The following is a 26122-nucleotide window of genomic DNA, read 5'->3' as shown; positions in this document are numbered from 1 at the left end:
CGCATGACCCAACTCGCCTCCAGCTACGACCCCAAATCCTTTGAAACCGCGCTCTATGAGTCGTGGGAGAAGGCCGGCCTGTTCAAGCCGTCCGGCAAGGGCGAGCCGTACACCATCCTGCTGCCGCCGCCGAACGTCACCGGCACCCTGCACATGGGCCATGCCTTCCAGCAGACGCTGATGGATGCGCTGATCCGCTACCACCGCATGCGTGGCTACGACACGTTGTGGCAGGTGGGTACCGACCACGCCGGCATCGCCACCGAAATGGTGGTCAGCCGCAACCTGGCGCTGGAAGGCAAGGGCGAAACCCGCGATTCGCTGGGCCGCGATGGCTTCATCGGCAAGGTCTGGGAGTGGAAGGCGCACTCCGGCAACGTGATCGAAGGCCAGATGCGCCGCCTCGGCACCTCGGCCGACTGGTCGCGCAGCACCTTCACCATGGACCCGGGCCCGAGCGAGGCAGTGATCGAGTCCTTCATCCGCTGGCATGAGCAGGGCCTGATTTACCGTGGCCAGCGGCTGGTCAACTGGGATCCGGTGCTGAAGACCGCCATTTCCGACCTGGAAGTGGAGAGCGTGGAAGAAGACGGCTTCATGTGGTCGATCGCCTACGCGCTCAACGACGGTGCCAGCTATGAGCACATCGAAGTGGACGCCGACGGCAACGAAACCCTGCGCGAAACCCGCAACTACCTGGTCGTGGCTACCACTCGCCCGGAAACCCTGCTGGGCGACACCGCGGTGATGGTGCACCCGGAAGACAGCCGCTACGCGCACCTGATCGGCAAGAGCGTGACCCTGCCGCTGACCGGCCGCAGCGTGCCGGTGATCGGCGACGACTACGTCGACAAGGCGTTCGGCACCGGCGTGGTCAAGGTGACCCCGGCGCACGACTTCAACGACTACCAGGTGGGCGTGCGTCACAGCCTGCCGATGATCAACCTGTTCACCACCACCGCCACGCTCAACGAGAACGCCCCGGAACAGTACCGTGGCCTGGACCGTTACGACGCGCGCAAGATGATCCTGGCCGAGCTGGAAGACCTGGGCATCCTGGTCGAGACCAAGGCGCACAAGCTGCAGGTGCCGCGCGGCGACCGTACCGGCCAGGTGATCGAGCCCTACCTGACCGACCAGTGGTTCGTGAAGATGGACGGGCTGGCCAAGCGTGGCTTGGAACTCGTCGAGAACGGTTCCATCAAGTTCGTGCCGGGCAACTGGATCAACACCTATCGCCACTGGATGGAGAACATCCAGGATTGGTGCATCAGCCGCCAGCTGTGGTGGGGCCATCGCATTCCGGCGTGGTTCGACGAAGCCGGCAACTGCTACGTGGGCCGCAACGAAGCCGAAGCCCGCGCCAAGGCCGCGCTGGGTGACGACGTTGTGCTGACCCAGGACAGCGACGTGCTGGAGACCTGGTTCTCCTCGCAGCTGTGGCCGTTCTCCACCCTGGGCTGGCCGAACGAAGCAGCGATGGCCGAGCGTGGCTTTGACCGCTACCTGCCGTCAAACGTGCTGGTCACCGGCTTCGACATCATCTTCTTCTGGGTGGCGCGCATGATCATGGCCACCGACAGCTTCACCGGCCAGATCCCGTTCAAGGACGTCTACATGACGGGCCTGATCCGCGACGGCCAGGGCCAGAAGATGTCCAAGTCCAAGGGCAATGTGCTGGACCCGCTGGACATCATCGACGGCATCACCATCGACGACCTGGTTGCCAAGCGCACCCATGGCCTGATGCAGCCGAAGATGGCCGAGAAGATCGAGAAGGCCACGCGCAAGGAATTCCCGGACGGCATCCTCGCCCACGGTGCCGATGCGCTGCGCTTCACCATCGCCGCACTGGCCACCCACGGCCGCGACATCAAGTTCGACATGAGCCGCGCCGAGGGCTACAAGAACTTCTGCAACAAGCTGTGGAATGCCAGCCGCTTCACCCTGATGAACACCGAGGGCTTCGTGCTCCCCTCTCCCACCGGGAGAGGGGCTGGGGGTGAGGGTATGCCCGCCGCCAAGACCGATGCCGAAAAGTGGATCCTCGCGCGCCTGGCCAAGGTCTCGGCCGAAGCGCAGCAGCACTTCGCCGACTACCGCTTCGACCTGTTGTCGCAGGCACTGTACGAGTTTGTCTGGAACGAGTTCTGCGATTGGTTCCTGGAACTGACCAAGCCGGCGCTCAACGGCGACAACGCCGAAGACGCCGCCAGCACCCGCCACACCCTGCTGTACGTGCTGGAAGCGGTGCTGCGCCTGCTGCACCCGCTGACCCCGTTCGTCACCGAGCAGCTGTGGCAGCAGGTGGCACCGCGCCTGGGCATCACCGACGCGTCGCTGTCACTGCGCGCCTACCCGACCGCAGCGGAGTTTGCCGGCGACTATGCGCAGGCCGAAGTCGACGTGGAGTGGTTCAAGGTCATGGTCAGCGCCCTGCGCCGCGTGCGCAGCGAGTTGAACGTGCCGCCGTCCAAGCAGGTACGCCTGTTGTTGCAGGGCGGCCAGGATGCTGATCGTGCACGCGTGGAGCGCTTTGCCTCGCAGCTGCGCTTCCTGTTGAAGCTGGAGAGCATCGACTGGCTGGCGGCTAATGCGGTGACCCCGCCCGCTGCAGCCGCAATTGTCGGCGAGCTGAAGCTGCTTGTGCCACTGGAAGGCCTGGTGGATCTGGACGCCGAGCGTGCACGCCTGGACAAGGAAATCACCCGCGTTTCCTCGGAGAAGGAAAAGAGCGAAACCAAGCTATCCAAGTTCACCGACAAGGTGCCGGCGGCGGTGGTCGAGCAGGAGCGTGTGCGTCTGCTGGATTGGAACAGCCAGCTGGCCGGCCTGCAGGAACAGCGCGCGAAGCTGTAAGGCTTGCTGATTGCTGTTGTGGAAAACGCCGCCTTTTGGCGGCGTTTTCTTTTGTGCGTATTTGACGCGAAGAGCTGAACGCCAAGAACAAAGAGCCCCCTCATCCGCCCTGCCGGGCACCTTCTCCCGCAGGCGGGAGAAGGGAATGCAATGCAACATGCACTTCTGCGGGGTGACTGAGCAATCGGCTTTGCGTGCTTCGGCTTCGGCTTCGGCTTCGGCTCGAGCGTGATCGCGCGGCCACCCATCACAGCGCAAAAATCATTGCAGTCCCTTCTCCCGCACGCGGGAGAAGGTGCCCGACAGGGCGGATGAGGGGGCTTTTGCCTCTTGCCTTTTGCCTTTTGCCTTTCACTCCCCACAACCCCAACACCCCTCAATCCCAGCTACGCTCCACAAGCCTCCAAACCACCAACAACAATGTCATTCGGCATCTTCTGCGCCGTCCTGTTCGCCGCCCTGCTCCACGCCAGCTGGAACGCCATCGTCAAACTCGGTGGCGACAAACTGCTGACCACCCTCCTGGTCACCGGCTGGGCTGCCGTGCTGTCGGCCATGATCCTGCCCTGGCTGCCAGCACCTGCAGAACAAAGCTGGCCCTGGCTTGCTGCCTCCGCCGTGCTGCAGACCGGCTACTACGTGCTTGTCGCCCGCGCCTATCACAGCGCCGACATGAGCCTGTCCTACCCGTTGATGCGCGGTTGCGCGCCGCTACTGGTCGCCATCGCCGGCACCTGGCTGTTCAACGAACACCTGCCCGCCGCTGCCTGGGCAGGGATCGCCCTGATCAGCGGCGGCATCCTGTGCATGGCCGGCAGCGGCAAAGGCGGCAACATTCGCCTGCCGCTGGGCATCGCCGTGGTCATCGCCACCTACACCCTGGTCGACGCACAGGGCGCGCGATTGTCGGGCAATGCCTTGAGCTACACGCTGTGGTTGTTCCTGCTATCCGGCCTGCCGCTGCCGCTGTGGGCGCTGTTCGCCCGCCGTGCGCAATTGAACAGCTATCTGCGCGGCAACTGGCAGCGCGGTCTGATCGGTGGCATCGGCACCACCGCCTCCTATGCGATCGCACTATGGGCAATGACGCTGGCGCCGGTGGCGGTGATCGCCGCGCTGCGCGAAACCTCGATCCTGTTCGCGTTGCTGATATCGGCGTTGTTGCTGAAAGAGCACATCAGCCGCCGGCGCCTGCTGGCCGCCGGGCTGATCGTCGCCGGGGTAATGCTGCTGCGGCTGGCCTGACAAGCTCGTCTTGAAAGCGCGGCTTACAGCGGCGGCATCACGCTGATGTCGTCGTCCACCAGCTCCATCGCCATCACCAGCGCATCCTCGCGCCCGTTGCTGGTGGGGTAATAACGCGGCCGGCGGCCAATCTCGTTGAATCCTTCGCTGTGGTACAGCGCGATGGCCGAGGTATTGGAAGGGCGCACTTCCAGGAACACACGCAGCGCGCGGCGTTGGCGGGCAACCCGCACCAACTCGCGCAGCAGGCGCCGGCCATGGCCGCGCGACTGGCACAAGGGATCAACACAGACATTGAGCACATGCGCCTCATCGGCGGCGAGGCTGAGTACGCCGTAGCCGACGATGCCATCGTCCTGCACCAATACCCGGCTCGGGTAATCGGCACGCAGGCAATCCTGGAAGATGCCACGCGTCCACGGGAATGGATAGGCGCGCAGCTCCACCTCCATCACCGCATCCAGGTCCCCGTCATACATGGGACGCAGGACCGTGCCCAGCGTGCTCATTGCCGCGATTTCCGCCGCAATGCGCGCAGCTGCGGCCACAGGGCGCGCTTGGCTGCCGGATTGGCGCGCAGCTCGGCCAGCGGCCAGCTGTCCATCAATGCCCGCGTCTGTGGCTCATTGGGATTGCAGCCTGAAGCCCGCAACAAGGCAATCTGCAGGCGATCGGGCATGCGCAGGCCACCGCTGCGGCGCACCCCGCCGGCCGCGTTCGCCGCAAACACCGGCGCCGCTGCGGTATTCGGAGCCTCTGGCGCCTTGGCTGCGGTTTCGCGCGGCGGCGCAGCGGCTACCGGCTCGTTCATCACCGCCGCCTGCGGCTGCGGCGTGCGCTCGGCCGCCTCCACCGGAGCGTCAAACGCCGGAGTGGCAGCGACAACTGGCGGCGCGTCCAGCGCGCCGCCTTCCAGATACACGGTGTAGCCCATCGCCTGCAGCCATGCCTGCTGCTCGGCGGTCCACACCGGTTCGGGCGAGAAGCCGATCACTGCACCTTGCCAGCCGGTTGCCGCCAGCGCTGCAGCAGCCACATCACCGGCCCGGACAGCGCATAGATCACGCCAACCACCAGCAAGGTGCGGGCCGGATCCAGCACCACGATCGAAATCACGATCGGCACCAGCGCCAGCACCATGAACGGCACCCGCTCGGAGCGCGGACCCTTCTCACTGCCGCCCTTGAAGCTCCAGAAGCGGATCCGGCTGACCATCAGCAGGCCGGACAGGATGGTCACGCCCAAGGCCACATAGCGCAGCTGCTCGCCGTTCCAGCCCAGCTCGCCGTCGGCAAAAGCCCAGACAAAGGACATCATCAAGCCGGCTGCGGCCGGGCTTGCCAGGCCGACAAACCAGCGCTTGTCGACCGTACCCACCTGGGTATTGAAGCGGGCCAGCCGCAGCGCGGCGCAGGCGGCGTAGAGAAACGCTGCCGACCAGCCGACCCGGCCCAGCACGTCACCGTCGAACTTCAGGGAAGACAGGGCCCAGTGATACATGACCAGCGCCGGCGCCATGCCGAAGCTGACCAGATCGGCCAGGGAGTCGTATTGCACGCCGAATTCGCTGCTGGTGCCGGTCAAACGCGCAACCCGGCCATCCAGCCCATCCATCACCGCCGCCACGAACACGGCAATACTGGCGTTGACGAACTGCCCGTTGGAAGCGGCGATGATCGCGTAGAAGCCGGCAAACAGCCCGGCGGTGGTAAACAGGTTCGGGAGCAGGTAGATGCTGCGCGAACGGGGTGGTGGTCTCAATTCGTCCATACCGGCCAGTTTAATCGACTTGCCAGCCACGTCACCGGGTGCTGCAATCGCCCCCTGCCCTGTTTCGGTGTCTGGAGTTGCCATGCTCGCCCTGTCCCGCCTCTGCTGCCTGCTCATGCTCACAGCCGCCGCCGGCGCCCACGCCGGCAATCTCTACAAGTGGAAGGACGCCAATGGCGTCACCCAGTACTCGGAACGGCCGCCGGCCGGCAAGCCCTACGAAACCCGCCGCATCACCGCCAGCGGCGCATCGGCTGCCGAACCAGCGGCACCGGCCGAAGCCGCCGAATCGGCCCAGTGCCTGGGCGCGCGCAAAAACCTGGAGCTGCTGAACGGCAGCGACCCGGTGATGCAGGACACCGATGGCGACGGCAAGCCGGATACGCCGCTGGATGACGCCCAGCGCGTCGCGCAGAAGCATCTGGCCGAGGCGACTGCCGCGGCTTATTGCAAGCCAGCACCGAAGACTTGAGCCAGGCGGCAACTGCCGGGCGGTGATTTTGCGTTGGTGAAGCCTGCCCGGCGATAAAGCTGCGGGGCTGCGGGGTTGTGGGAGGGGCGTAAGCCGCGAAGCTCGTAATCCCTGCAATTGCCAACACTTCCGCCAACCTGGATCGGCTAGCTTCGCGGCTTACGCCGCTCCTACAGCTCTGTTGCCTCCCTTTGGCCACAGGCCAAGGGGAGGGCTGGGGAGGGGGGTTGGCTTTTGAGGCCTTTCTGTATTCCCAGCTTCGCGGCTGACGCCGCTCCTACAGTCAGTTTCCCCCTCGCCGCTGCCCTGACCTGCTCGCGGCGGTACGCAGGGGCCTGCAAGGCTGGCAAAATAGCGGATCGTCCGTTCTGCGAAGCCCCCTGCCATGCGCCTTTCCCGTTTCCACCTGCACACCACCAAGGAAACCCCTGCCGACGCCGAGCTGGTCAGCCACCGGCTGATGCTGCGCGCGGGCATGATCCGCAAGCTGGCATCGGGCCTGTACACCTGGTCGCCGCTGGGCCTGCGGGTGTTGCGCAAGGTGGAAGCCATCGTTCGCGAGGAAATGAATCGCGCCGGCGCGGTGGAGTTGCAGCTGCCGACCATCCAGCCCAAGGAATTGTGGGAAGAAACCGGCCGGTGGGAAAAATTCGGCGGCCAGCTGCTGAAAATCAAGGACCGCAAGGAGCAGGAATACTGCTACAGCCCCACGGCCGAGGAAGCCATTACCGACTTCGCGCGCCAGGAGCTGTCCAGCTACAAGCAGCTGCCGGTCAATTTCTACCAGGTGCAGACCAAGTTCCGCGACGAAATCCGCCCGCGTTTCGGCGTCATGCGTTCGCGAGAGTTTTTGATGAAGGATGCCTATTCCTTCCATCTGGACGACGCCAGCCTGGTGGCCGAATACGAAAACATGAAGGCGGCCTATAGCCGCATCTTCACCCGCCTGGGCCTGGAATTCCGCGCCGTACAGGCTGATTCCGGCGCCATCGGTGGCGACGCCTCGCAGGAATTCCACGTCATCGCCGATTCCGGTGAAGACGCGCTGGTGTTCTCCACCGGCTCGGATTACGCCGCCAACGTGGAAGCGGCCATCGCCGCCGACCCGGCCGCGCGCGGCGCCGCCAGCGAAGCCCTGCGCAAGATCGATACCCCCACCCAGAAAACCTGTGAAGAGGTGGCCGCGCTGATGGGCATCGCCCTGCTGCGCACGGTCAAATCAATCGCGGTAATGAGCACGGATAATCAGTTCGTGCTGGCACTGGTACGTGGCGACCACGAAGTCAATGAAATCAAATTGGCCAAGGTGGCTGGCCTGAACGATTACCGCATGGCCAGCGAAGCCGAGATTGCCGATTATCTGGGCAGCGAGCCGGGTTTCCTCGGCCCCTTGAATCCGCGCAAGCCGATCCGCGTGGTGGCTGATCGTGAAGTGGCGGCAATGGCGGATTTTGTGGTCGGCGCCAATGAGAAAGGTCTGCATATTGCTGGCGTCAATTGGGGCCGCGACCTCGCCGAGCCGGAGGTTGCCGATATCCGCAACGTCAAGGCCGGCGACCGCGCGCGCGACGGCGGCGAGCTGAAGATTACCCGTGGTATCGAAGTCGGCCATGTGTTCCAGCTGGGCCGCCAATATGCGCAGGCATTGAAGGCCACCGTGCTGGACCAGAACGGCAAGGCTGCGGTGATGGCGATGGGCTGTTATGGCATTGGCGTTTCGCGCATCGTCGCCGCAGCGATCGAGCAGAACCATGACGAAGTCGGCATTATCTGGCCGGTGAGCATGGCGCCGTGGCAAGCGGTTGTCTGCATGATCAACCCGAAGCAGGACCCGACCGTCACCGCCGCCGCCGAAGCCTTGCTGGCCCAGCTGCAGGCGGCTGGCGTGGATGCCGCACTGGACGACCGTGGCCTACGCCCGGGCCAGATGTTTGCCGATATGGAACTGATCGGCATTCCGCATCGCATCGTCGTCTCCGAACGTGGCCTGGCTGCAGGCACCGTGGAATACCGCGCACGCAACGCCAGCGAGGCGGAAAACCTGGATCAGGCAACGGCGATCAGCCGGATTACCGGCTGAGCCAACGCCCTTATAACGCCGGGACAAAGTCCCGGCGTTTTCATTTGCGGATAACATGGAACACGGTATTTATTTGTCATTCCCGTAACAGGCCCGGTATGCTTTGCCGCGCTGCCACGGAATGGCATTCACCCCCAACCCATTATCCGGAGTAGTTATTCGATGAGTATCGATCTGTCCCAGCTGTCGGCCAAAGAACTGGCCGTACTGATCCGCGACGCACAGAAGCGCAAGACCGTTGTCGCCAAGCGCCAGCCGATTGCCAAGGCCCGTGCCCTGGTTGCCGCTGCCGCCAAGAAGGCTGGTTACACCGTCGAAGAGCTGTTCGGCACCGGCGCCGCCGTTGCAGTAAAGGCCCCGCGTGGCGCCAAGGCCAGCAAGGGCACCGCCAAGACCGGCCGCAAGCTGCCCAAGGTTGAGCCGAAGTACCGCAACCCGGCCAATGCCGCTGAAACCTGGACTGGCCGTGGCAAGCAGCCGCGCTGGCTGGCCGAATACACCAAGGCAGGCCGCAAGGTTGAAGATTTCCTGATCCAGAAGTAAGTAATCTGGAACGGAAATTACAAAACGCCGGCAGCTGCCGGCGTTTTTTATTGGCTGGATTTAATGGCCCTGCCGAGCCTTGGATTTGCCGATTCCGGCACTCAAACGCCAGGGATTATCTGAAAGCAACGTAGCCCGGGTAAGCGCAGCGCACCCGGGAAGCAGGAAAAGCCGGAATATGCAGATATTTCCCAATGCCCGCAGACAGCCCCGGGTGCGCTGCGCTTACCCGGGCTACCTTGATCGCTTCAAATGCACCGCGTTTGCGGCGCATCGCGGTACTTTCGTGAGCAGCATCACAGCCAACAGTGCTTTAATGGCTGACCGTGCACCCGCGCATCAGAGATTCTTGCGCGCCGGCACCAGCAGATTACCGAACAGCAGCCCGGCCACCAGCGCCATCACCACGTTGACCACGGTCAACAATGCCGACTCACCGGCATTCACGTTCTGCTGCTGGATCAGGCTCAGCACCCCGCGCAGACTGGTACTGCCGGGCACCAGCATGATGATGCCGGGCAAGCGGATGATCGCCCCCGGCCGCTGCACGATGCGCCCGAACAGATTGCCGGCGGCCGTCACTGCCATTGCCGCCAGAAAGATACCTGCCGGCGCGCCCCACAACTGGCCGCCATAGCGGGAGATGGCGTAACCGGCCACCGATGCAGCCATCACCCACACATAGTCGCGCTTGCTGGCCCGGAACAGCATGGCGAAGGCAAACGAGGCCACCAGCACCGAGCCCCATTCCACCCAGTTGGATTGCGGCCGCGAGGCGCGGATAACCGGCTCCAGGCCGATGGAGTTGGCGATGGTGACGGCGATCATCGCGCCCACCGTGAGCTTCATGATGGTGGTCAGCGCACCGGCGAACCGCGCCGTGCCCGATACCCAATGCCCGCTGGCCAGTTCGTTGACCGAGTTGGTCAGCGCCATACCCGGCAGCAGCACCACCAGCGACGCGATGATGGTGGAATTCAGATTCAGCGGCCCGATGAAACTGGCCACCAGCACCGCGACGAAGCCCGCCAGCAACGCCGCCAGCGCCTCACCGGCCTCACGCGTTGCTACCCGCCGGTCGGTATAGAACAGCATCAGGCCGATCAGCAGACCGGTAATACCCGCGGTGGCGATATCCAGCCACGGCAGCCGCCACAGACCGGCCACGCCGGCCGAGCCCAGGGTGAACGAGGCCAGCAACTGGATCTTGCTGCGCAGGCCGCCATCCTTGTCGAGCTGGCGCAGCGCGGTGTGGCCCTGGGCGATGGACATCTGCCCGGCCGCCACCGCATCGGCGATCTGGTCGGCCATGGCCAGCTTGTGCAGATTTGTATCGCCCGGCCCCAGGCGGATGACGCGGGTGATATCACTGGAGCCGATGGCGCGGGTGGGGTCGCTGAAACTCAGAATCAAACCGGTCGGGTTCGACCACGGCTCGCAATCCAGATCCAGCTGCTGCGCCAAGGCGACCACCGCTGCCTCCAGACGCTGGGCGGTGGTGCCATAGCTGTGCAGCCGCCCGGCCATCTCCGAAACGAAGGCCACACGTTGCGCATAGGTAGCCCGATTGGAAGCAGTGGCCGGGGCAGCGGCAAGGGTTTCGGCAGACATGGCCGTTAGTATCACCTGAAGCGGATGAAATACTCATCCGGGTTGAAGGACGGACAGGTTATTCTCCGCAGTCAATGGTCACCATGAAAGACATTCCCCCACCCGACTGCGTACTTCCTCCCGATGCGGATGGCCTGCTCAGGCTTTCCGGCAACTGGACCTTGGCCACTGCCTTGCGTTCGGGCGAGGTATTGCATGCGCAGACCGGCACGGTGACCGGTATCGATGCGCGCGCCATTGATCGGCTGGATTCGGCCGGGGTACTGCTGTTGCTGCGTTACGCGCACAAGCTGGGCCTGGCCGATGAGGCGCTGCAGTTCCGCGACGATCACCAGGCGCTGGTCTGCACCATCGAGGAAGTCGCCGACGAACGCCCCAAGCCGCAGCGTGATTACGGCGTAGCCGCCGCGCTGGATCGACTGGGCCGCTCGGTGCATGCCATTGCCGGCAACGTCGTGGTGCTGGTCAACTTCCTCGGCGAGAACCTGAGCAAGCTGGCACGCCTGATCCGCCAACCGCGTCGCTTCCGGCTGACCGCAGCGGTCAACCAGATGGAAGAAGTGGGCCTGAACGCCGTGCCGCTGGTGGCGCTGCTGTCCTACCTAGTGGGCGCGGTGATCGCCTTCCTCGGTTCCACCATCCTGCGCGACTTCGGCGCAGAGATCTATGTGGTGGAGTTGGTCTCGATTGCCTTCCTGCGCGAGTTCGCGGTGTTGCTTACCGCCATCGTGCTGGCCGGGCGTACCGCCAGCGCCTTTACCGCGCAGATTGGCGCGATGAAGGCGCGCGAGGAAATCGACGCCATCCAGACCCTGGGCCTGGACCCGATCGATCTGCTGGTGCTGCCGCGGGTGGTCGCGCTGCTGATCATGCTGCCCCTGCTCACGTTCATCGCGATGATCGCCGGCCTGGCCGGTGGCGTCACCGTCGGTGCATTTGATCTGGGTATTCCGCCGCAGATGTATCTGGCGCGCATGCACGACACCATCGAGGTGCGGCACATGCTGGTCGGTCTGTCCAAGGCGCCGGTGTTTGCGTTGATCATCGCCCTGATCGGCTGCCTGGAAGGCTTGAAGGTGGAAGGCACCGCACAATCGGTGGGCGAACGCACCACCTCCAGCGTGGTGCAGACCATCTCGCTGGTCATCATCCTCGACGCGCTGGCCGCGTTGTGGTTCATGCACATGGGTTGGTGAGCCGATGAACACCCCTGAAGCCACCACCGTTGAAGACACCGAGCTGGCCATCCGCGTGCGCGGGCTGGTCAATCGTTTCGGCAGCCAGACCGTGCACGATGGCCTGGACCTGGATGTGCGGCGTGGCGAAATCCTTGGCGTGGTCGGCGGCTCGGGCACCGGCAAATCGGTGTTGATGCGCTCCATTCTCGGCCTGCGCACGCCCGATGCCGGGCAGATTGAAGTACTGGGCGTGGATGCGCGCTCGGGCAATCCGGCCGACCGCCTGCGTATCGAGCGCAATACCGGCGTACTGTTCCAGGACGGCGCCCTGTTCTCCTCGTTGACCGTGGGCGAGAACGTGCAGGTGCCGCTCAAGGAACATCACCCCGAACTCAGCGAACGCTGGCATTACGAACTGGCCCTGCTGAAAGTGAAGCTGGCCGGCCTGCCTGCCGACGCCATCAACAAGCTGCCCTCGCAGCTGTCCGGCGGCATGCGCAAACGCGCCGGCCTGGCCCGTGCGCTGGCGCTCGACCCACCCTTGCTGTTCCTGGACGAACCCACCGCCGGGCTCGATCCGATCGGCGCGGCCGCCTTCGACCGCCTGATCAAGACCCTGCAGGAAGCACTGGGCCTGACCGTCTTCCTGATCACCCACGATCTGGACACGCTCTACGCCATCTGCGACCGCGTAGCGGTGCTGGCCGACCACAAGGTCATCGCCAACGCCCCCTTGCCCGAAATCGAACAACTCGACCATCCGTGGATACGCGACTACTTCCACGGCCCCCGCGCCCGCGCTGCGCGCGGCCTCCAGCACGAGCCCGCTTGATATGGAAACCAAAGCCAACTACGTCCTGATCGGTGCCTTCACCCTGCTTGCCGGCATTGCCCTGCTGGCGTTCGGGTTGTGGGCCGCCAAATATTCCTCCGACCGCACCTGGCAGGAGTACCGGGTGGTGTTCAATGAAGCAGTGACTGGTTTGTCGGTCGGCAGCCCGGTGCAGTACAACGGCATCGCGGTGGGCTCGATCACCGAGCTGACCCTGGCCCCGGACGACCCGCGCAAGGTAGTGGCCAAACTGCGGCTCAATTCCACCACCCCGGTCAAGACCGATACCCGCGCCAAAATGGCCATCACCAGCCTGACCGGGCCGTCGATCATCCAGCTCAGCGGTGGCACCCCGCAGGCCGCCGCACTCACTGCGGTCAGCAAGGAGCCGATACCGACCATCGCCGCCGCACCGTCGGCGTTGCAGAACATCACCGACGTTGCCAACCGCGTGGTCGAGCGCATGGACGAACTGCTCAGCGACGACAACGTAAACAAGATCTCGGCCACGCTCGCCCACCTGGAAACCATCAGCGGCGGCCTGGCCGACCGCGACCAGGGCACCCAGGCATTGCTGGTGGAAGCCCGTGATGCCGCGCGCAACCTCAACACCACCCTGGGCACCGCCAACGGCGCCATCAAGAACCTGGACCAGAACGTATTGCGGCAGCTGCCGGCCACCCTGGACAAGCTCGACACCAGCCTCAGCAAGCTGGACTCGGCCGCCGGCAACGCCGATGCCATCCTTGGTGAGAACCGTGCCGCCATCAATAGTTTCGCCAACGATGGCCTGGCCCAGCTCGGCCCGACCCTGACCGAACTGCGCGGCCTGATCCGCGACCTGCGCCGGGTCAGTGACCGGCTGGAGAACAACCCGGCACGCTACCTGCTCGGTCGCGACGCCCCGAAGGAGTTCGAACCCAAATGAAGTCCATCACGATGCTCAAGCTGCTCGCCCCCGCCTGCCTGCTGGCCCTGGCCGGCTGCTCGGTGCTGGCCGGCGGCGACCGCCAGTCCACCACCATCTATGCGCCGCAGGTGCGGGTACAGGCCGATCCATCCTGGCCGCAGGTGAACTGGCAGCTGGCCATCGCCAAGCCCAGCGCCGCACGCCTGATCGACAGCCCGCGCATCAACGTGCGGCCGACGCCCGGTGAGCTGGAGGTCTATCGCGGTGCCACCTGGTCGCAGCCGGCCACCGACATCCTCGAAGACACCGTGCTGCGCGGCTTTGAAGACTCCGGCCGGATCGATGCCGTTGCGCGCATTGCCACCGGCATCCGCTCGGATTACAAGCTGACCACCGACCTGCGCCGCTTTGAATCGGACTACCGCGGCGGTGAGCTGCCATCGGCCACCATCGAGCTCAACGCCAAGCTGATCTACAGCCTGGACCAGCGCGTGGTCGCCGCACGCACCTTCATCGTCGCCGAGCCGGCCACCTCCACCGATATCGGCAGCGTCGCCAGCGCCTTTGAAACCGCGCTGGACAAGACCGCCACCGAGCTGATCGGCTGGACCCTGCTCAACGGCCAGCGCGACGCGGCACAGCAGCGACCTGGCGGAAAGTGAGGTTGATGCGCTCGCCGGCCACCCGCGCGGTTTTCGGCAAGGCATGCTGGTAATCGCGCTGGCAATGCCCACGCATCAGCAACAGGTCGCCGTGACCGAGCCGGTATTCGAACTTGCGCGTGGCGTCATCGCGGCGTCGCAATAGAAAACGCCGCTCAACGCCCAGGCTGAGCGAGGCAATCATCGGCGTCGGCCCCAGCTCGGGCTCGTCATCACTATGCCAGCCCATGCTGTCGCGGCCATCGCGGTAGCGGTTGAGCAGTACGCTGTTGAAGCGCGCATCACAGGCCTGCTGCAGCAGATTGCGCAGTTCCTGCACCGCCGGCACCCACGGCTGCGGAATGAAGTCCGCCCCCGAATAGCGGTAATGCGCATCGGCATCACCCATCCAGCAGCTCAGCCGCGGCGAATCCAGCCAGCGCCCGAACATGCGGATGCGGTGAACGTCCCAAGACACCTGCGTACGCAAGGCCAACAACAAGGCATCGGCCTGCACTGCAGGCAACCAGCAGGGAAGATGCTGGACGTCGGCCAGGGTCGATGTATCGGGAAACAACATCACGCGATGCGGGGCGACCACGCCGCCCCGCTCTCTCACTCAGGCACGGCGGAATGCAACGCCGGTCTTTTCCTTCAACTCGTCATCACTGACACCCGGCGCGGCTTCCACCAGCACCAGGCCATCGGCGCTGACATCGAAGATCGCCAGATCGGTGATGATGCGGTCAACCACCGCCACGCCGGTCAGCGGCAGGGTGCAGTCCGGCAGGATCTTGTGCTCGCCGTTCTTGGCGGTGTGCTCCATCAGCACCACCACGCGCTGCACGCCGGCAACCAGATCCATCGCGCCGCCCATGCCCTTGACCATCTTGCCGGGCACCATCCAGTTGGCCAGGTCGCCCTTGTCGGTCACCTGCATGGCGCCGAGGATGGCCAGGTTGATATGGCCGCCACGGATCATCGCGAACGAATCATGGCTGCCGAAGTAGCTGGCACCGGCACGCGCGGTGACAGTCTGCTTGCCGGCATTGATCAGGTCGGCATCCACCTCGGCCTCGGTCGGGAAGGGGCCGATGCCAAGCAGGCCGTTCTCCGACTGCAGCCACACATCCACACCTTCCGGGATGTGATTGGCCACCAGGGTCGGCAGGCCGATGCCCAGATTCACGTAGGCACCATCGGTCAGCTCGCGCGCGGCGCGCTGTGCCATTTCGTCACGGGTCCAGGCCATCTCAGTTCCCCTCCTGACGCACGGTGCGCTGTTCGATGCGCTTCTCCGGCGTTGCGTTCAATACGATGCGATCGACGTAGATGCCCGGCAGATGGACCTGGTCCGGATCGATCGCGCCCACCGGCACGATCTCTTCCACTTCCACCACGCAGACCTTGCCGGCCATGGCGCAGGCCGGGTTGAAGTTGCGTGCGGTCTTGCGGAACAGCAGGTTGCCAGCCTCATCGGCCTTCCATGCCTTGACCAGCGACACATCGGCCTTGAGTGCGGTTTCCAGCACGTAGTGCTTGCCGTCGATCTCGCGGGTTTCCTTGCCTTCGGCAACGATGGTGCCGTAGCCGGTTGCGGTGAAGAACGCCGGGATGCCTGCACCGCCGGCGCGCAGACGCTCGGCCAGGGTGCCCTGCGGGTTGAATTCCAGCTCCAGTTCACCGGCCAGGTACTGGCGCTCGAACTCCTTGTTCTCGCCCACATAGGACGAAATCATCTTCTTGATCTGGCGCGTTTCCAGCAGCTGGCCCAGGCCGAAGCCATCGACGCCGGCATTGTTGGAGATCGCGGTCAGGCCCTTGACCCCGCTGTCGCGCAGGGCGGCAATCAGTGCCTCGGGGATGCCACACAGGCCAAAGCCACCTACGGCAAGGGTTTGCCCGTCGGCCACGATGCCAGCCAGGGCATCGGCAGCGCTGGCAAAGACCTTGCCGCGTTGCCGGGCCGGAGAGGAGAGATCGCTCATCGCATCACGCTCACAGTACTGAAGATGACCATATTCTAGCCATACTGCGGTGACGGCCCCCTTGGACCTTCGTCCAGCGCATCCTGTCCATTCCGGAACTTCCATCCAGCCGGCAGACAGCCTGGGAACGCGTACCCGACTAAACTAGGCAATCTTTCACCCAGCAGGATGCATGCATGCCCCTCCCCGCGTTCAAGGCCTATGACATCCGCGGCCGCGTGCCCGAAGAGCTCAATGAAGACATGGCCCGCAAGATCGGCAAGGCACTGGCCGCCGAACTCGGCGCCGGTCCGGTGGTGCTGGGGCATGACGTGCGCCTGACCAGCCCTGCGCTGCAGGAGGCACTGGCTGCGGGTCTGCGCGGACAGGGCCGCGAGGTCATCGATATCGGCCTGTGCGGCACCGAGGAAGTCTATTTCCAGACCGGCCATCTGCAGGCCGCTGGCGGCGTGATGGTTACCGCCAGCCACAACCCGATGGACTACAACGGGATGAAGCTGGTACGCGAACAAGCGCGTCCGATCAGCTCCGATACCGGCCTGTTCACCATTTCAGATGCAGTCGCCGCCGATGACTCACTGCCGCAGCCCGCGCGCGCCGGCCAGAGCGAGCAACACGACAAGAGCGCCTACATCCAGCACCTGCTCAGCTACATCGATGCCAGCCAGCTCAAGCCGCTGAAGCTGGTGGTCAATGCCGGCAACGGGGGTGCCGGCGCCATTGTCGACCTGCTGGCACCGCATCTTCCGCTGGAGTTCGTACGTATCTGCCACGAACCCGATGGCAGCTTCCCCAACGGCATACCCAACCCGCTGTTGCCGGAAAACCGCGATGTCACCGCCAAGGCCGTGCGCGAGCATGGCGCCGACTTCGGCATCGCCTGGGATGGTGACTTCGACCGCTGCTTCTTCTTTGACCAGAACGGCCGCTTCATCGAAGGCTATTACCTGGTCGGCCTGCTGGCCCAGGCCATCCTCGCCCGCAATCCCGGCGGCAAGATCATTCACGATCCGCGCCTGACCTGGAACACGGTCGAGATGGTCGAGGCCGCCGGCGGTGTACCGGTGCTGTGCAAGAGTGGCCACGCCTTCATCAAGGAAAAAATGCGCGCCGAGAACGCCGTCTATGGCGGCGAAATGAGCGCGCACCATTACTTCCGGGAATTCGCCTATGCCGATTCCGGGATGATCCCGTGGCTGTTGATTGCCGCACAGGTGTCCAGCAGCGGCCTGTCATTGGCCGAGTTGGTCGAGGACCGCATGGCGCGCTTCCCGTGCAGCGGCGAAATCAACTTCAAGGTTGCCGATGCCAAGGCGGCCGTCGCCCGGGTAATGGCACACTTCGCCGCGCAGTCGCCGGCACTGGACCATACCGACGGCATCAGCGCCGACTTCGGCAACTGGCGCTTCAACCTGCGCAGTTCCAACACCGAGCCATTGCTGCGCCTGAATGTTGAAACCCGCGGTGATGCAGCCCTGCTGGCAGACCGTACTGCTGAAATCTCCACCTTGATCACCGCCTGAGAAACGCCATGAGCCAGATCCTGCCCGTCATCCTTTCCGGTGGTTCCGGCACGCGCCTGTGGCCACTTTCACGTGAGGCCTATCCCAAGCAGTTCCTGCAGCTGGCCAGCGAGCACAGCATGCTGCAGTCCACCTGGTTGCGGGTGGCCGATGTCGCCACGCAGGCACCGATCGTGGTGGCCAACGAGACGCACCGGTTCGTTGCCGCCGAGCAACTGCAGCAGGTGGGGACCACACCGTCGGCGATCCTGCTGGAGCCGGTCGGCCGCAATACCGCACCGGCCATTGCTGCCGCTGCATTGGAAGCCTGCCGCGACGGCGCCGACCCGCTGCTGCTGGTGCTGCCTTCAGACCATTTGATTCGTGATGTGGGGCATTTCCACAGCGCCATCATGGACGCGGCGGATATCGCCGAACAGGGCAAACTGGTTACCTTCGGCATCCAGCCAACTGCGCCGGAAACCGGCTATGGCTACATCAAGGCGGTGCCCGGTGACGGTGCACGGGCCATCGAGCGCTTCGTCGAAAAGCCCGACCTGGCCACCGCACAGGCCTATGTGGCTTCCGGCGAGTACTACTGGAACAGCGGCATGTTCCTGTTCCGTGCCTCGCGTTACCTGCAGGAACTGGAACGCCTGCAGCCGCAGATCCTGGCCGCCTGCCGCGCTTCGTGGGAAAAGGCACGACGCGAAAGCGACTTCATCCGCCTGGATGCGGAGGCCTTCAAGGCCAGCCCATCGGATTCGATCGATTACGCGGTGATGGAAAAGACCGCCGACGCTGCCGTGGTTCCGCTGGATGCCGGCTGGAGCGATGTCGGCTCGTGGACCGCGCTGCGCGATGTCTCCGAACAGGACGCCAACGGCAACGCGCATCGCGGCGATGTCATTGCCATCGACTGCCATGACACCTTCGCGTATGGCGAACGCTTGATTGCGATGGTGGGGCTGGATGACGTGATCGTGGTCGAGACCGACGATGCGGTGCTGGTCGGAAAGTCCGACCGCATGCAGGAAGTAAAGGACGTCGTGGCGCGACTGAAGGCCGATGGCCGCAGCGAAGCCACCTGGCATCGCAAGGTCTATCGCCCATGGGGCGCCTACGATTCCATCGACCACGGTGAACGCTTCCAGGTGAAGCGCATCACGGTCAAACCTGGCGGCACCCTGAGCCTGCAGATGCACCATCACCGCGCCGAGCACTGGATCGTGGTCAGCGGCACCGCCGAGGTCACCCGCGGCGATGAAGTGCTGCTGCTGACCGAGAACCAGAGCACCTATATTCCGCTCGGTGTCACCCACCGTCTGCGCAACCCGGGCAAGCTGCCGCTGGAGCTGATCGAGGTGCAATCCGGCAGCTACCTCGGTGAAGACGATATCGTGCGCTTCGAGGATACCTACGGTCGCACCTGAGATAACGAGCAGGCCGCACAGAAAAAGCCCCGGGCATCCCCGGGGTTTTTTCCATCTCAGCGCCGGCATGATGACCCATCGCCATGCGCATGAGCGCAAGTCAGGCGTTTGCGATCTCAGCGATCACGTGGCGCAGGCCCTCGCGCCAAGCCGGCAGGGTGATACCAAAATCCCGCTGCAGCTTGCGGTTGTCCAGCACCGACCAGGCCGGGCGTTTGGCCGATGTCGGGTATTCCGCGCTTGAGATTGCCTGCACGTTCGGCGCCTTCGCCAACACACCTGCGGCAACTGCCTCGGCGAAGATCGCCTCGGCAAAACCATGCCAACTGGTTTGCCCCGATGCGGTCAAATGCCAGGTACCGGACAACTGCCCCGGATGTTGCAAGGCCTGCGCAGTCACATCGGCGATCAAGGCTGCCGGTGTCGGCGTGCCAATCTGATCAGCCACCACCCGCAGTTCATCGCGTTCAGCGCCTACCCGCAACATCGTGCGCAGGAAGTTGCTGCCGTGCGAGGCATACACCCACGCGGTGCGGAAGATCAGGTGCCGGCCGCCGGCTGCACGTACCGCCTCCTCGCCGTCGCGCTTGCTGCTGCCATACACGCCCAACGGTGCCGTGGCATGGTCTTCAGCATAAGGCGCAGTGCCCTGCCCATCGAACACATAGTCCGTGGAGTAATGCACCATAGGTACGTCGTGAGCCGCACACCATTGCGCAATCACGCCCGGTGCCTGCGCATTGGCCCGGAACGCCGCTTCGGGCTCCTGTTCGGCCTTGTCGACAGCGGTGTAGGCCGCAGCATTGACGACTATCGAAGGCTGCAGCCGATCCAGCAAGGTCGGCAGACCTTCAGGCGAATCGAAATCCGCCACCTCGCAAGCACGGCCGTCCGCCAATGTTCCACTGCGCGTGGTGGCGATGACGGGCCCCAGTGGAGCCAGTGCCCGCAGCAACTCCCGGCCCACCTGGCCGTTACCGCCAAAGACCAATACGGTCATGGCACGTAGACCGGCAGACGGTCTTCGGCGATGTCTTTCAGGAACGGTGCGTTCTCATCCTTGGCAGACAAGACAGGGCCACTGATCGGCCAATCCACTGCGATGTCGGCATCGTTCCAGCGCACACCAGCATCGAATTCTTTCAGATACACCTCGGTGCACAGATAACTGAACACCGCGCGCTCGGACAGCACCGCGAAACCGTGTGCAAAACCTTCCGGTATCCAGAACTGGCGCTTGTTCTCGGCACTCAGGACGACAGCTTCCCAACGACCGAAGGTAGGCGAGCCACGGCGGATATCCACCGCCACGTCATACACCTCACCTTCCAGCACACTGACCAGCTTGCCCTGCGGACGCGGCCACTGGTAATGCAGGCCGCGCAGCACACCCTTGCTGGAAGCCGACACATTGCTTTGCACGAATTTGTCGGGCAAGCCCAGCGCACTGAAACGCTCGGCGTTCCAGGTTTCAAAGAAAAAACCACGTTCATCGCCAAACACGGCCGGCTCGATGACCACACAGCCGGGCATGGTGGTTTGAATTACCTTCACGGAACAATTCCTCGCTGAACAAGCTTCTGCAGATACTGCCCATAGCCGTTCTTGGACAGGGGTGCCGCCAACGCCATGAGCTGCTCGGCGGTAATCCAACCCTGTCCATAGGCGATTTCTTCGGGGCAGCAGACCTGCAAGCCTTGCCGGGTCTGGATGGTTTCGATGAAGTTCGAGGCTTCCAGCAAGGACTGGTGCGTGCCGGTATCCAACCAGGCGTAGCCACGGCCCAGCGGTTCCAGCTGCAACTTGCCTTCGTCCAGGTAACGCTGATTGAGGTCCGTGATCTCCAGCTCACCGCGCGGTGACGGCTTCAACGCAGCAGCGTAATCGCTGGCATTTCCGTCATAGAAATACAGGCCGGTCACCGCATAGTTGGATCGCGGTTCGGCAGGCTTTTCCACCAAGCCAACGACCTTGCCATCCTTGCCGAACTCGGCCACGCCGTAGCGCTCCGGGTCATTGACCCAGTAGCCGAACACCGTCGCTCCATCGTCACGCGCATCGGCGCGCTTGAGCACTTCGCGCAGGCCCGTGCCGTGGAAAATATTGTCACCAAGCACCAGGCAGCTGGGCTTGCCGCCGACGAAGTCGCGACCGATCAAGTAGGCCTGCGCCAAGCCGTCGGGGCTGGCCTGCACCGCGTACTGGATGTCCATTCCCCACTGCGAACCATCGCCCAACAGCTGTTGGAACAACGCCTGTTCGTGCGGCGTATTGATGATCAGCACTTCACGGATGCCCGCCAGCATCAACACGCTGAGCGGGTAGTAGATCATGGGCTTGTCATAGACCGGCAGCAATTGCTTGCTGACACCCTTGGTGATCGGATAAAGCCGCGTACCGGAGCCGCCAGCCAGGATGATGCCTTTACGTTGCGTCATGGTTGTTCCCTTGTTGGCCCGCAAAACCCTGCAGGCGCTGGATCTGCGCTATCAGGCGTCGATTCCAATACGCTGCAGGCGGTAGCTGCCATCCAGTACACCATTCACCCATTGCTGGTTGTCCAGATACCAATCGACGGTAAATTCGACGCCCTGTTCAAAGCTGTGCTTCGGCTCCCAGCCCAGTTCGTTCTTGAGCTTGGACGCATCGATGGCATAGCGGCGATCATGGCCGGGACGATCGGTGACATAGGTAATCTGCTCACTGCGCGACTTGCCGTCCGCGCGTGGGCGGCGCGTATCCAGCAATGCACAGATCGCCTGCACCACTTCGATGTTCTGCTTCTCGGAATTTCCGCCGACGTTATAGGTTTCACCCACCTTGCCCTTGGCCAGTACGGTGCGGATCGCTTCGCAGTGGTCGGCCACGAACAGCCAATCACGCACCTGCTTGCCGTCGCCATACACCGGCAACGGCTCGCCGGCCAGCGCCTTGGCGATCACCAGCGGAATGAGTTTCTCCGGGAAATGATACGGGCCATAGTTGTTGGAACAGTTGGTGGTCAACACCGGCAGGCCATAGGTGTGGTGGAAGGCACGCACCAGATGATCTGAAGCCGCCTTGGATGCCGAGTACGGCGAGTTCGGGGCGTAAGGCGTGGTTTCGGTGAACTTGCCGGTTTCACCCAGCGTGCCATAGACCTCGTCGGTGGACACATGCAGGAAGCGGAATGCATCGGCCTTGTCGGCGGGCAGCGCCTTCCAGTAGTCGCGCACGGCCTCCAGAAGACCAAGCGTCCCGACCACATTGGTCTGAATGAAGGCCCCCGGGCCGTCAATAGACCGGTCCACATGGCTCTCGGCGGCAAAATTCAGCACCGCATCGGGGCGGTGCTCGGCCAGCAGGCCAGCCACCAGCGCACTATCGCCGATATCGCCGTGTACGAACACGTGGGCCGGATTGCCCTCCAGCGGAGCCAAAGTCCTCAGGTTGCCCGCGTAGGTCAGCGCGTCCAGGTTGACGACACGCACACCTCTGGCGACAGCCTCCAATACGAAGTTACCGCCAATGAATCCGGCACCGCCGGTGACAAACCATGTAGGCACTACCTGTTCTCCTGTTCAAATTGTGTCAGCGGGCGGCCTTGAATCCGCCCGACGTCAGTCTGAAAGCATACAACGACGCTATGCAGGAGGCGCACCAGGTGCTCAGGTACCAGCCCGGAGCATCCATACCTTGATGTCGGCCGGCAGCATTTTAAGGGCAGGGCTTGCCAGGGTCAGCACCGAAGCCACCCCCGCAGCCTTCGCAAAGGACACGTTGCGATCAGCGCGAATACGCGCATACAACCCACGCGTGCTCAGCGATGGCAGCGTACTTACGTCCGCAACGGTCAGACCGGCATGGGCGGCGATGGCCTGAATACTGACATCGTCCAGGTAATGCACATGCGGTGAAGGAAACCCCTTCTGCCACATGCGATCGAACGATGCCGGCAGGCCCAGCCGCGCCATCAGTACGGACAATTGATAAAGCACCCCGGTACGTGCCGGAGAATTGACCACCACCCAGCCGCCGGGCTGCAAACGCTCCACACACGCGCGCAATGCCGCGCCAATATCAGGGATATGCTCGAGGACGTCGTTGAATACGATCACGTCGAAGCGCTCATCGGCCTCCAGCGCCTCGGGAAAGAATCCGCTGCGTATGGCCAGTCCTCGCGCCGCGGCAGCATCGGCGACCCGCACATCTGGCTCGATGCCGATGACATCGAAGTCGGCATGGCTCGCCTCCAGGAACCAACCATGCGCGCAGCCGACATCAAGCATGCGCGCACGCCCCTCTTCAGCAGCCGTGACCCTCCTAGCCAGATCAGACTCCAGGGTGGCGAAATTACGCTTGCGCAGGTCATTCAACCCCTCTTCGCGCATGGCTTCGTCTATCACGTCCCTGACGCCTGCCACATCGATATCCACCAGCAACGTGCTGCCTTCGTAGCTGCAGTGATCACAAACGCGGTGCCATGACGCCAGTCCCGTGCGCATCATCCTAAGACAGGCAGGACATTGCTCCCCTACCTGGAACGCTACCGAATCGAATACAGTCACTTCGCCTCCATTGCGATGCATTCAGAGTTGCGAGCCGCATTCTGTCCGAATGACACGGACAATGTCACCGACTTTCACGTCACTGCGGCCGATCTCCCAACGACGCTATTACGACACCTAGCAGAATCACCCCACCGCCGACCCAGGTCTGCGGCCGGATCGGCTCGTGCAAAAGCCACCATGCAAAAGCGGGTACCAGCAGAAACGACAGTCCATAGAACGGAAACGCCAACGACAGCGGCACTCGTGAAAGCACCGCCAGCCAGAGCAGTGTTGCTGCGCCGTAGACGAACAGCGCGATGATCAATGTTGCGGACAGGAAACTGGCTGGACGTGCGAATGACACCTGCGTCGACGCCTGCTTGAACAGCACTTGCCCGCACGCCAGCATGGCCAGAGTGACCAGGATCATCACGATGACAGTGGGGGTGAGTGTGGCATCTGAACGCGGCATGGTGAACTCCTGAACCTGACACATCAGCTTACCCTGCAGGGATACGCGAGGGGGCGGGTGGGGGCACGGTGCGACGTCCACCGTGGCTGCATACCAAGCACATTCACACGGTAACGCAGAGACAGTTAGAATCCAGATCCCACCCCCGAACCGGCTGCCGTTTTCGGCACCGAACGTTCTCCGTTTACAGTGAACCGACCCTGGTCGGCATTACAAAGGATCTAGCGCCAGATGAAAATCCTCGTCGCATACAAGCGCGTGGTGGACTACAACGTCCGCATTCAGGTAAAACCGGATGGTTCCGGCGTGGTCACCGATGGCGTCAAGCTTTCGCCGAACCCGTTCGACGAAATCGCCCTGGAAGAAGCCCTGCGCCTGCGCGACAAGGGCATCGCCACGGAAGTGGTGGTCGCCACCATCGCCCCGGCCGACGCCCAGGCGCACCTGCGCAACGGTCTGGCCATGGGTGCCAACCGCGCCATCCACGTGGTCACCGACCAGGCCATCCAGCCGCTGACCGCCGCCCGCACCCTGCTCAAGCTGGTCGAAAAGGAACAGCCGGACCTGGTCATCCTCGGCAAGCAGGCCATCGACGACGACGCCAACCAGACCGGCCAGATGCTGGCCACGCTGTGGGCGCGTCCGCAGGCAACTTTTGCCTCCAAGGTCGAGATCGCCGACGGCAAGGCCACGGTCACCCGTGAAGTCGACGCCGGCCTGGAAACGCTGGAAGTCGACCTGCCGGCCGTCATCACCACCGACCTGCGCCTGAACGAGCCGCGCTTCATCAAGCTGCCGGACATCATGAAGGCCAAGGCCAAGCCGCTGGAAACCCTGCAGCTGGCCGACCTCGGCGTTGAAGCCGCCGACACGTTCAAGACCACCCACTACGCAGCACCTGCCAAGCGCAGCAAGGGCGTGATGGTGAAGGATGCCGCCGAACTGGTGGCCGCACTCAAGCAGAAGGGGTTGCTGTAATGGCCAAGATTCTCGTCATCGCCGAACACCTGGACGGCAAGCTCAACAGCGCCGTCGCCAAGACCGTCTCGGCCGCGGCCGTCGTGGGTGGCGACATCGACGTGCTGGTGCTGGCCGCCGACCCGGCTGCCATTGCCGCGGAGGCCGCACAGATTGCCGGCGTCAGCAAGGTGCTGACCGTCGCCAACCCGGCTAACGCGCACGCCCTGGCACAGGTGCAGGCGCCGCAGATCGCCAAGGCGGCCGCCGGCTACAGCCATGTCTTCGGCCCGTCGACCACCACCGGCAAGGATCTGATGCCGGCCGTGGCCGCCCTGCTCAGCGTCAACCAGGTCTCGGACCTGATGGCTGTTGAAGGCAGCCATACCTTCAAGCGCCCGATCTACGCCGGCAACGCCATCATTACCGTCGAGGCCCCGGCCGATCAGGTGGTCGTGGCCACCGTGCGTGCCGCCTCCTGGCCGGAAGCGGCCAAGGGCAACAGCGCCCCGGTCGAAGCCCTGGCCATCGACGCTGCCCTGCCCGGCCACACCCGCTTCATCGGCCTGGCTGCCGGCAAGAGCGACCGCCCGGACCTGCAGAGCGCCAAGCGCGTGGTCTCCGGCGGCCGTGGTGTCGGCTCGGAAGAGAACTTCAAGGTGATCTACCATTTGGCCGACAAGCTCGGCGCCGGCGTTGGTGCCTCGCGCGCCGCGGTGGATGCCGGCTATGTGCCCAGCGACATGCAGGTCGGCCAGACCGGCAAGATCATCGCCCCGGAGCTGTACATCGCCGTGGGCATCTCCGGTGCCATCCAGCACCTGACCGGCATCAAGGACGCCGGCACCATCGTCGCCATCAACAAGGACGGCGATGCGCCGATCTTCGAGATTGCCGATATTGGCCTGGTGGGCGACCTGTTCACCTTGCTGCCTGAACTCGAAAAAGCATTGTAAAGCCAGCTGGTTTTTCACCTAAACAGCGGCCTCCTCCTGGGGGCCGCTTTTTTGATAAACCGCCCCCTGAAAAAACATCAATGCAGGAAGCGTAGAATGCCCGGACTTGAACACCGCCAGTCAACAACGGTCATTGCATCCCGT

25 protein-coding genes and 1 pseudogene are annotated in these 26122 nt (G+C 63.7%); 13 read left to right on the top strand and 13 right to left on the bottom strand.

Annotation, left to right across the window (positions count from 1 at the left end; translation table 11 throughout):
- Nucleotides 1-3: 3 nt before the first annotated feature.
- Together ABB27_RS05945 and ABB27_RS05940 are read left to right on the top strand one after the other, a co-directional pair.
- On the top strand, nucleotides 4-2859 hold the full coding sequence (locus ABB27_RS05945; protein WP_057627320.1) for a valine--tRNA ligase: 2856 nt from the start codon (nucleotides 4-6) through the stop codon (nucleotides 2857-2859).
- A gap of 420 nt (nucleotides 2860-3279) precedes the next feature.
- Nucleotides 3280-4104: an EamA family transporter gene (locus ABB27_RS05940; RefSeq protein WP_057627319.1), complete on the top strand. Its 825-nt coding sequence runs from the start codon at nucleotides 3280-3282 to the stop codon at nucleotides 4102-4104.
- Between the two features lie 23 nt (nucleotides 4105-4127).
- Here the strand turns inward: ABB27_RS05940 and rimI are convergent, their stop codons facing one another.
- The 3 genes from rimI to pssA are packed head-to-tail and all read right to left on the bottom strand — an operon-like array spanning nucleotide 4128 to nucleotide 5874.
- Nucleotides 4128-4613 carry a ribosomal protein S18-alanine N-acetyltransferase gene (rimI, locus tag ABB27_RS05935; protein ID WP_057627318.1) on the bottom strand — a complete coding sequence of 162 codons (486 nt, stop codon included), beginning with the start codon at nucleotides 4611-4613 and terminating at the stop codon, nucleotides 4128-4130.
- On the bottom strand, nucleotides 4610-5038 hold the full coding sequence (locus tag ABB27_RS05930; protein ID WP_057627535.1) for a hypothetical protein: 429 nt from the start codon (nucleotides 5036-5038) through the stop codon (nucleotides 4610-4612). The genes rimI and ABB27_RS05930 overlap by 4 nt, the downstream gene beginning before the upstream one ends.
- Before the next feature lie 56 nt (nucleotides 5039-5094).
- Nucleotides 5095-5874, bottom strand: a complete 780-nt coding sequence (gene pssA, locus ABB27_RS05925) for a CDP-diacylglycerol--serine O-phosphatidyltransferase (RefSeq protein WP_057627317.1) — start codon at nucleotides 5872-5874, stop codon at nucleotides 5095-5097.
- Nucleotides 5875-5956: 82 nt separating this feature from the next.
- Between pssA and ABB27_RS05920 the strand changes: the two genes are divergently transcribed.
- The 3 genes and pseudogenes from ABB27_RS05920 to ABB27_RS05910 all read left to right on the top strand — a co-directional run.
- Complete coding sequence (locus tag ABB27_RS05920) at nucleotides 5957-6346, top strand: DUF4124 domain-containing protein (RefSeq protein ID WP_057627316.1); 390 nt, start codon at nucleotides 5957-5959, stop codon at nucleotides 6344-6346.
- Between the two features lie 385 nt (nucleotides 6347-6731).
- Nucleotides 6732-8426 carry a proline--tRNA ligase gene (locus tag ABB27_RS05915; RefSeq protein WP_057627315.1) on the top strand — a complete coding sequence of 565 codons (1695 nt, stop codon included), beginning with the start codon at nucleotides 6732-6734 and terminating at the stop codon, nucleotides 8424-8426.
- 162 nt (nucleotides 8427-8588) lie between these two features.
- Nucleotides 8589-8966 (top strand): annotated as a pseudogene (locus ABB27_RS05910) (H-NS histone family protein); the annotation flags it as partial.
- 342 nt (nucleotides 8967-9308) lie between these two features.
- On the opposite strand, the gene ABB27_RS05905 reads toward ABB27_RS05910, so the two are convergent.
- Nucleotides 9309-10580 carry a threonine/serine exporter family protein gene (locus ABB27_RS05905; protein WP_057627313.1) on the bottom strand — a complete coding sequence of 424 codons (1272 nt, stop codon included), beginning with the start codon at nucleotides 10578-10580 and terminating at the stop codon, nucleotides 9309-9311.
- Nucleotides 10581-10663: 83 nt separating this feature from the next.
- Here ABB27_RS05905 and ABB27_RS05900 point away from each other — a divergent pair, with 83 nt between their 5' ends.
- Genes ABB27_RS05900 through ABB27_RS05885 form a run of 4 tightly spaced genes read left to right on the top strand, consistent with a single transcriptional unit; the run spans nucleotide 10664 to nucleotide 14162 of the window.
- Nucleotides 10664-11776, top strand: a complete 1113-nt coding sequence (locus ABB27_RS05900) for an ABC transporter permease (RefSeq protein WP_057627533.1) — start codon at nucleotides 10664-10666, stop codon at nucleotides 11774-11776.
- A gap of 4 nt (nucleotides 11777-11780) precedes the next feature.
- Nucleotides 11781-12590 carry an ABC transporter ATP-binding protein gene (locus ABB27_RS05895; protein ID WP_057627312.1) on the top strand — a complete coding sequence of 270 codons (810 nt, stop codon included), beginning with the start codon at nucleotides 11781-11783 and terminating at the stop codon, nucleotides 12588-12590.
- A gap of 1 nt (nucleotide 12591) precedes the next feature.
- Complete coding sequence (locus tag ABB27_RS05890; protein ID WP_057627311.1) at nucleotides 12592-13518, top strand: MlaD family protein; 927 nt, start codon at nucleotides 12592-12594, stop codon at nucleotides 13516-13518.
- Complete coding sequence (locus tag ABB27_RS05885) at nucleotides 13515-14162, top strand: ABC-type transport auxiliary lipoprotein family protein (RefSeq protein ID WP_057627310.1); 648 nt, start codon at nucleotides 13515-13517, stop codon at nucleotides 14160-14162. The genes ABB27_RS05890 and ABB27_RS05885 overlap by 4 nt, the downstream gene beginning before the upstream one ends.
- Here the strand turns inward: ABB27_RS05885 and ABB27_RS05880 are convergent.
- Genes ABB27_RS05880 through ABB27_RS05870 form a run of 3 tightly spaced genes read right to left on the bottom strand, consistent with a single transcriptional unit; the run spans nucleotide 14116 to nucleotide 16129 of the window.
- Nucleotides 14116-14721, bottom strand: a complete 606-nt coding sequence (locus ABB27_RS05880; protein ID WP_057627531.1) for an alpha-ketoglutarate-dependent dioxygenase AlkB family protein — start codon at nucleotides 14719-14721, stop codon at nucleotides 14116-14118. The two genes, ABB27_RS05885 and ABB27_RS05880, sit on opposite strands and share 47 nt — an antisense overlap.
- 39 nt (nucleotides 14722-14760) lie before the next feature.
- Nucleotides 14761-15393, bottom strand: coding sequence for a CoA transferase subunit B (locus ABB27_RS05875; RefSeq protein WP_057627309.1), 633 nt, complete (start codon nucleotides 15391-15393; stop codon nucleotides 14761-14763).
- A 1-nt stretch (nucleotide 15394) separates the two neighbouring features.
- Nucleotides 15395-16129: a CoA transferase subunit A gene (locus tag ABB27_RS05870; protein WP_057627308.1), complete on the bottom strand. Its 735-nt coding sequence runs from the start codon at nucleotides 16127-16129 to the stop codon at nucleotides 15395-15397.
- 176 nt (nucleotides 16130-16305) lie between these two features.
- Here ABB27_RS05870 and ABB27_RS05865 point away from each other — a divergent pair, with 176 nt between their 5' ends.
- A complete protein-coding gene (locus ABB27_RS05865; protein WP_057627307.1) occupies nucleotides 16306-17652 on the top strand; it encodes a phosphohexomutase domain-containing protein in 1347 nt (448 codons plus the stop codon).
- Nucleotides 17653-17660: 8 nt separating this feature from the next.
- On the top strand, nucleotides 17661-19064 hold the full coding sequence (locus ABB27_RS05860; RefSeq protein ID WP_057627306.1) for a mannose-1-phosphate guanylyltransferase/mannose-6-phosphate isomerase: 1404 nt from the start codon (nucleotides 17661-17663) through the stop codon (nucleotides 19062-19064).
- A 100-nt stretch (nucleotides 19065-19164) separates the two neighbouring features.
- Here the strand turns inward: ABB27_RS05860 and rfbD are convergent, their stop codons facing one another.
- From rfbD to ABB27_RS05825, 6 genes are all read right to left on the bottom strand, one after another.
- Nucleotides 19165-20064 (bottom strand): dTDP-4-dehydrorhamnose reductase, encoded by a 900-nt coding sequence (rfbD, locus tag ABB27_RS05855; RefSeq protein WP_057627305.1) that lies wholly within the window; start codon nucleotides 20062-20064, stop codon nucleotides 19165-19167.
- Entirely contained in the window at nucleotides 20061-20618 is a 558-nt protein-coding gene (gene rfbC, locus ABB27_RS05850; RefSeq protein WP_057627304.1) for a dTDP-4-dehydrorhamnose 3,5-epimerase, read from the bottom strand. The genes rfbD and rfbC overlap by 4 nt, the downstream gene beginning before the upstream one ends.
- On the bottom strand, nucleotides 20615-21502 hold the full coding sequence (gene rfbA / locus ABB27_RS05845) for a glucose-1-phosphate thymidylyltransferase RfbA (protein WP_057627303.1): 888 nt from the start codon (nucleotides 21500-21502) through the stop codon (nucleotides 20615-20617). The genes rfbC and rfbA overlap by 4 nt, the downstream gene beginning before the upstream one ends.
- A 51-nt stretch (nucleotides 21503-21553) precedes the next feature.
- Nucleotides 21554-22609 (bottom strand): dTDP-glucose 4,6-dehydratase, encoded by a 1056-nt coding sequence (rfbB, locus tag ABB27_RS05840; protein ID WP_057627302.1) that lies wholly within the window; start codon nucleotides 22607-22609, stop codon nucleotides 21554-21556.
- 102 nt (nucleotides 22610-22711) lie between these two features.
- Entirely contained in the window at nucleotides 22712-23611 is a 900-nt protein-coding gene (locus tag ABB27_RS05835; protein WP_161809616.1) for a class I SAM-dependent methyltransferase, read from the bottom strand.
- A gap of 79 nt (nucleotides 23612-23690) precedes the next feature.
- Nucleotides 23691-24065, bottom strand: a complete 375-nt coding sequence (locus tag ABB27_RS05825; protein ID WP_161809615.1) for an EamA family transporter — start codon at nucleotides 24063-24065, stop codon at nucleotides 23691-23693.
- 231 nt (nucleotides 24066-24296) lie between these two features.
- Between ABB27_RS05825 and ABB27_RS05820 the strand changes: the two genes are divergently transcribed.
- Nucleotides 24297-25043, top strand: a complete 747-nt coding sequence (locus ABB27_RS05820) for an electron transfer flavoprotein subunit beta/FixA family protein (RefSeq protein ID WP_057627298.1) — start codon at nucleotides 24297-24299, stop codon at nucleotides 25041-25043.
- Nucleotides 25043-25978 (top strand): electron transfer flavoprotein subunit alpha/FixB family protein, encoded by a 936-nt coding sequence (locus ABB27_RS05815; RefSeq protein ID WP_057627297.1) that lies wholly within the window; start codon nucleotides 25043-25045, stop codon nucleotides 25976-25978. The genes ABB27_RS05820 and ABB27_RS05815 overlap by 1 nt, the downstream gene beginning before the upstream one ends.
- The last annotated feature ends 144 nt before the right edge of the window (nucleotides 25979-26122 follow it).

Origin of the sequence: Stenotrophomonas terrae, from assembly GCF_001431465.1 — a bacterium.
Lineage (GTDB): Bacteria > Pseudomonadota > Gammaproteobacteria > Xanthomonadales > Xanthomonadaceae > Stenotrophomonas > Stenotrophomonas terrae.
The sequence above is the reverse complement of the archived record's forward strand: the minus strand, read 5'-3'. Positions and strand labels throughout refer to the sequence as shown.

What these genes read in the sequence shown, in the direction of transcription:
- ABB27_RS05885 (WP_057627310.1), top strand. Translation starts at nt 13,515, where the DNA reads ATGAAGTCCATCACGATGCTCAAGCTGCTCGCCCCCGCCTGCCTGCTG.
- ABB27_RS05905 (WP_057627313.1), bottom strand. Translation starts at nt 10,580, where the DNA reads ATGTCTGCCGAAACCCTTGCCGCTGCCCCGGCCACTGCTTCCAATCGG.
- ABB27_RS05940 (WP_057627319.1), top strand. Translation starts at nt 3,280, where the DNA reads ATGTCATTCGGCATCTTCTGCGCCGTCCTGTTCGCCGCCCTGCTCCAC.
- ABB27_RS05875 (WP_057627309.1), bottom strand. Translation starts at nt 15,393, where the DNA reads ATGGCCTGGACCCGTGACGAAATGGCACAGCGCGCCGCGCGCGAGCTG.
- ABB27_RS05930 (WP_057627535.1), bottom strand. Translation starts at nt 5,038, where the DNA reads ATGGGCTACACCGTGTATCTGGAAGGCGGCGCGCTGGACGCGCCGCCA.
- ABB27_RS05900 (WP_057627533.1), top strand. Translation starts at nt 10,664, where the DNA reads ATGAAAGACATTCCCCCACCCGACTGCGTACTTCCTCCCGATGCGGAT.
- rimI (WP_057627318.1), bottom strand. Translation starts at nt 4,613, where the DNA reads ATGAGCACGCTGGGCACGGTCCTGCGTCCCATGTATGACGGGGACCTG.
- ABB27_RS05825 (WP_161809615.1), bottom strand. Translation starts at nt 24,065, where the DNA reads ATGCCGCGTTCAGATGCCACACTCACCCCCACTGTCATCGTGATGATC.
- rfbD (WP_057627305.1), bottom strand. Translation starts at nt 20,064, where the DNA reads ATGACCGTATTGGTCTTTGGCGGTAACGGCCAGGTGGGCCGGGAGTTG.
- ABB27_RS05820 (WP_057627298.1), top strand. Translation starts at nt 24,297, where the DNA reads ATGAAAATCCTCGTCGCATACAAGCGCGTGGTGGACTACAACGTCCGC.
- pssA (WP_057627317.1), bottom strand. Translation starts at nt 5,874, where the DNA reads ATGGACGAATTGAGACCACCACCCCGTTCGCGCAGCATCTACCTGCTC.
- ABB27_RS05945 (WP_057627320.1), top strand. Translation starts at nt 4, where the DNA reads ATGACCCAACTCGCCTCCAGCTACGACCCCAAATCCTTTGAAACCGCG.
- ABB27_RS05860 (WP_057627306.1), top strand. Translation starts at nt 17,661, where the DNA reads ATGAGCCAGATCCTGCCCGTCATCCTTTCCGGTGGTTCCGGCACGCGC.
- ABB27_RS05920 (WP_057627316.1), top strand. Translation starts at nt 5,957, where the DNA reads ATGCTCGCCCTGTCCCGCCTCTGCTGCCTGCTCATGCTCACAGCCGCC.
- ABB27_RS05915 (WP_057627315.1), top strand. Translation starts at nt 6,732, where the DNA reads ATGCGCCTTTCCCGTTTCCACCTGCACACCACCAAGGAAACCCCTGCC.
- ABB27_RS05895 (WP_057627312.1), top strand. Translation starts at nt 11,781, where the DNA reads ATGAACACCCCTGAAGCCACCACCGTTGAAGACACCGAGCTGGCCATC.
- rfbA (WP_057627303.1), bottom strand. Translation starts at nt 21,502, where the DNA reads ATGACGCAACGTAAAGGCATCATCCTGGCTGGCGGCTCCGGTACGCGG.
- ABB27_RS05890 (WP_057627311.1), top strand. Translation starts at nt 12,592, where the DNA reads ATGGAAACCAAAGCCAACTACGTCCTGATCGGTGCCTTCACCCTGCTT.
- ABB27_RS05880 (WP_057627531.1), bottom strand. Translation starts at nt 14,721, where the DNA reads ATGTTGTTTCCCGATACATCGACCCTGGCCGACGTCCAGCATCTTCCC.
- ABB27_RS05870 (WP_057627308.1), bottom strand. Translation starts at nt 16,129, where the DNA reads ATGAGCGATCTCTCCTCTCCGGCCCGGCAACGCGGCAAGGTCTTTGCC.
- ABB27_RS05865 (WP_057627307.1), top strand. Translation starts at nt 16,306, where the DNA reads ATGCCCCTCCCCGCGTTCAAGGCCTATGACATCCGCGGCCGCGTGCCC.
- ABB27_RS05815 (WP_057627297.1), top strand. Translation starts at nt 25,043, where the DNA reads ATGGCCAAGATTCTCGTCATCGCCGAACACCTGGACGGCAAGCTCAAC.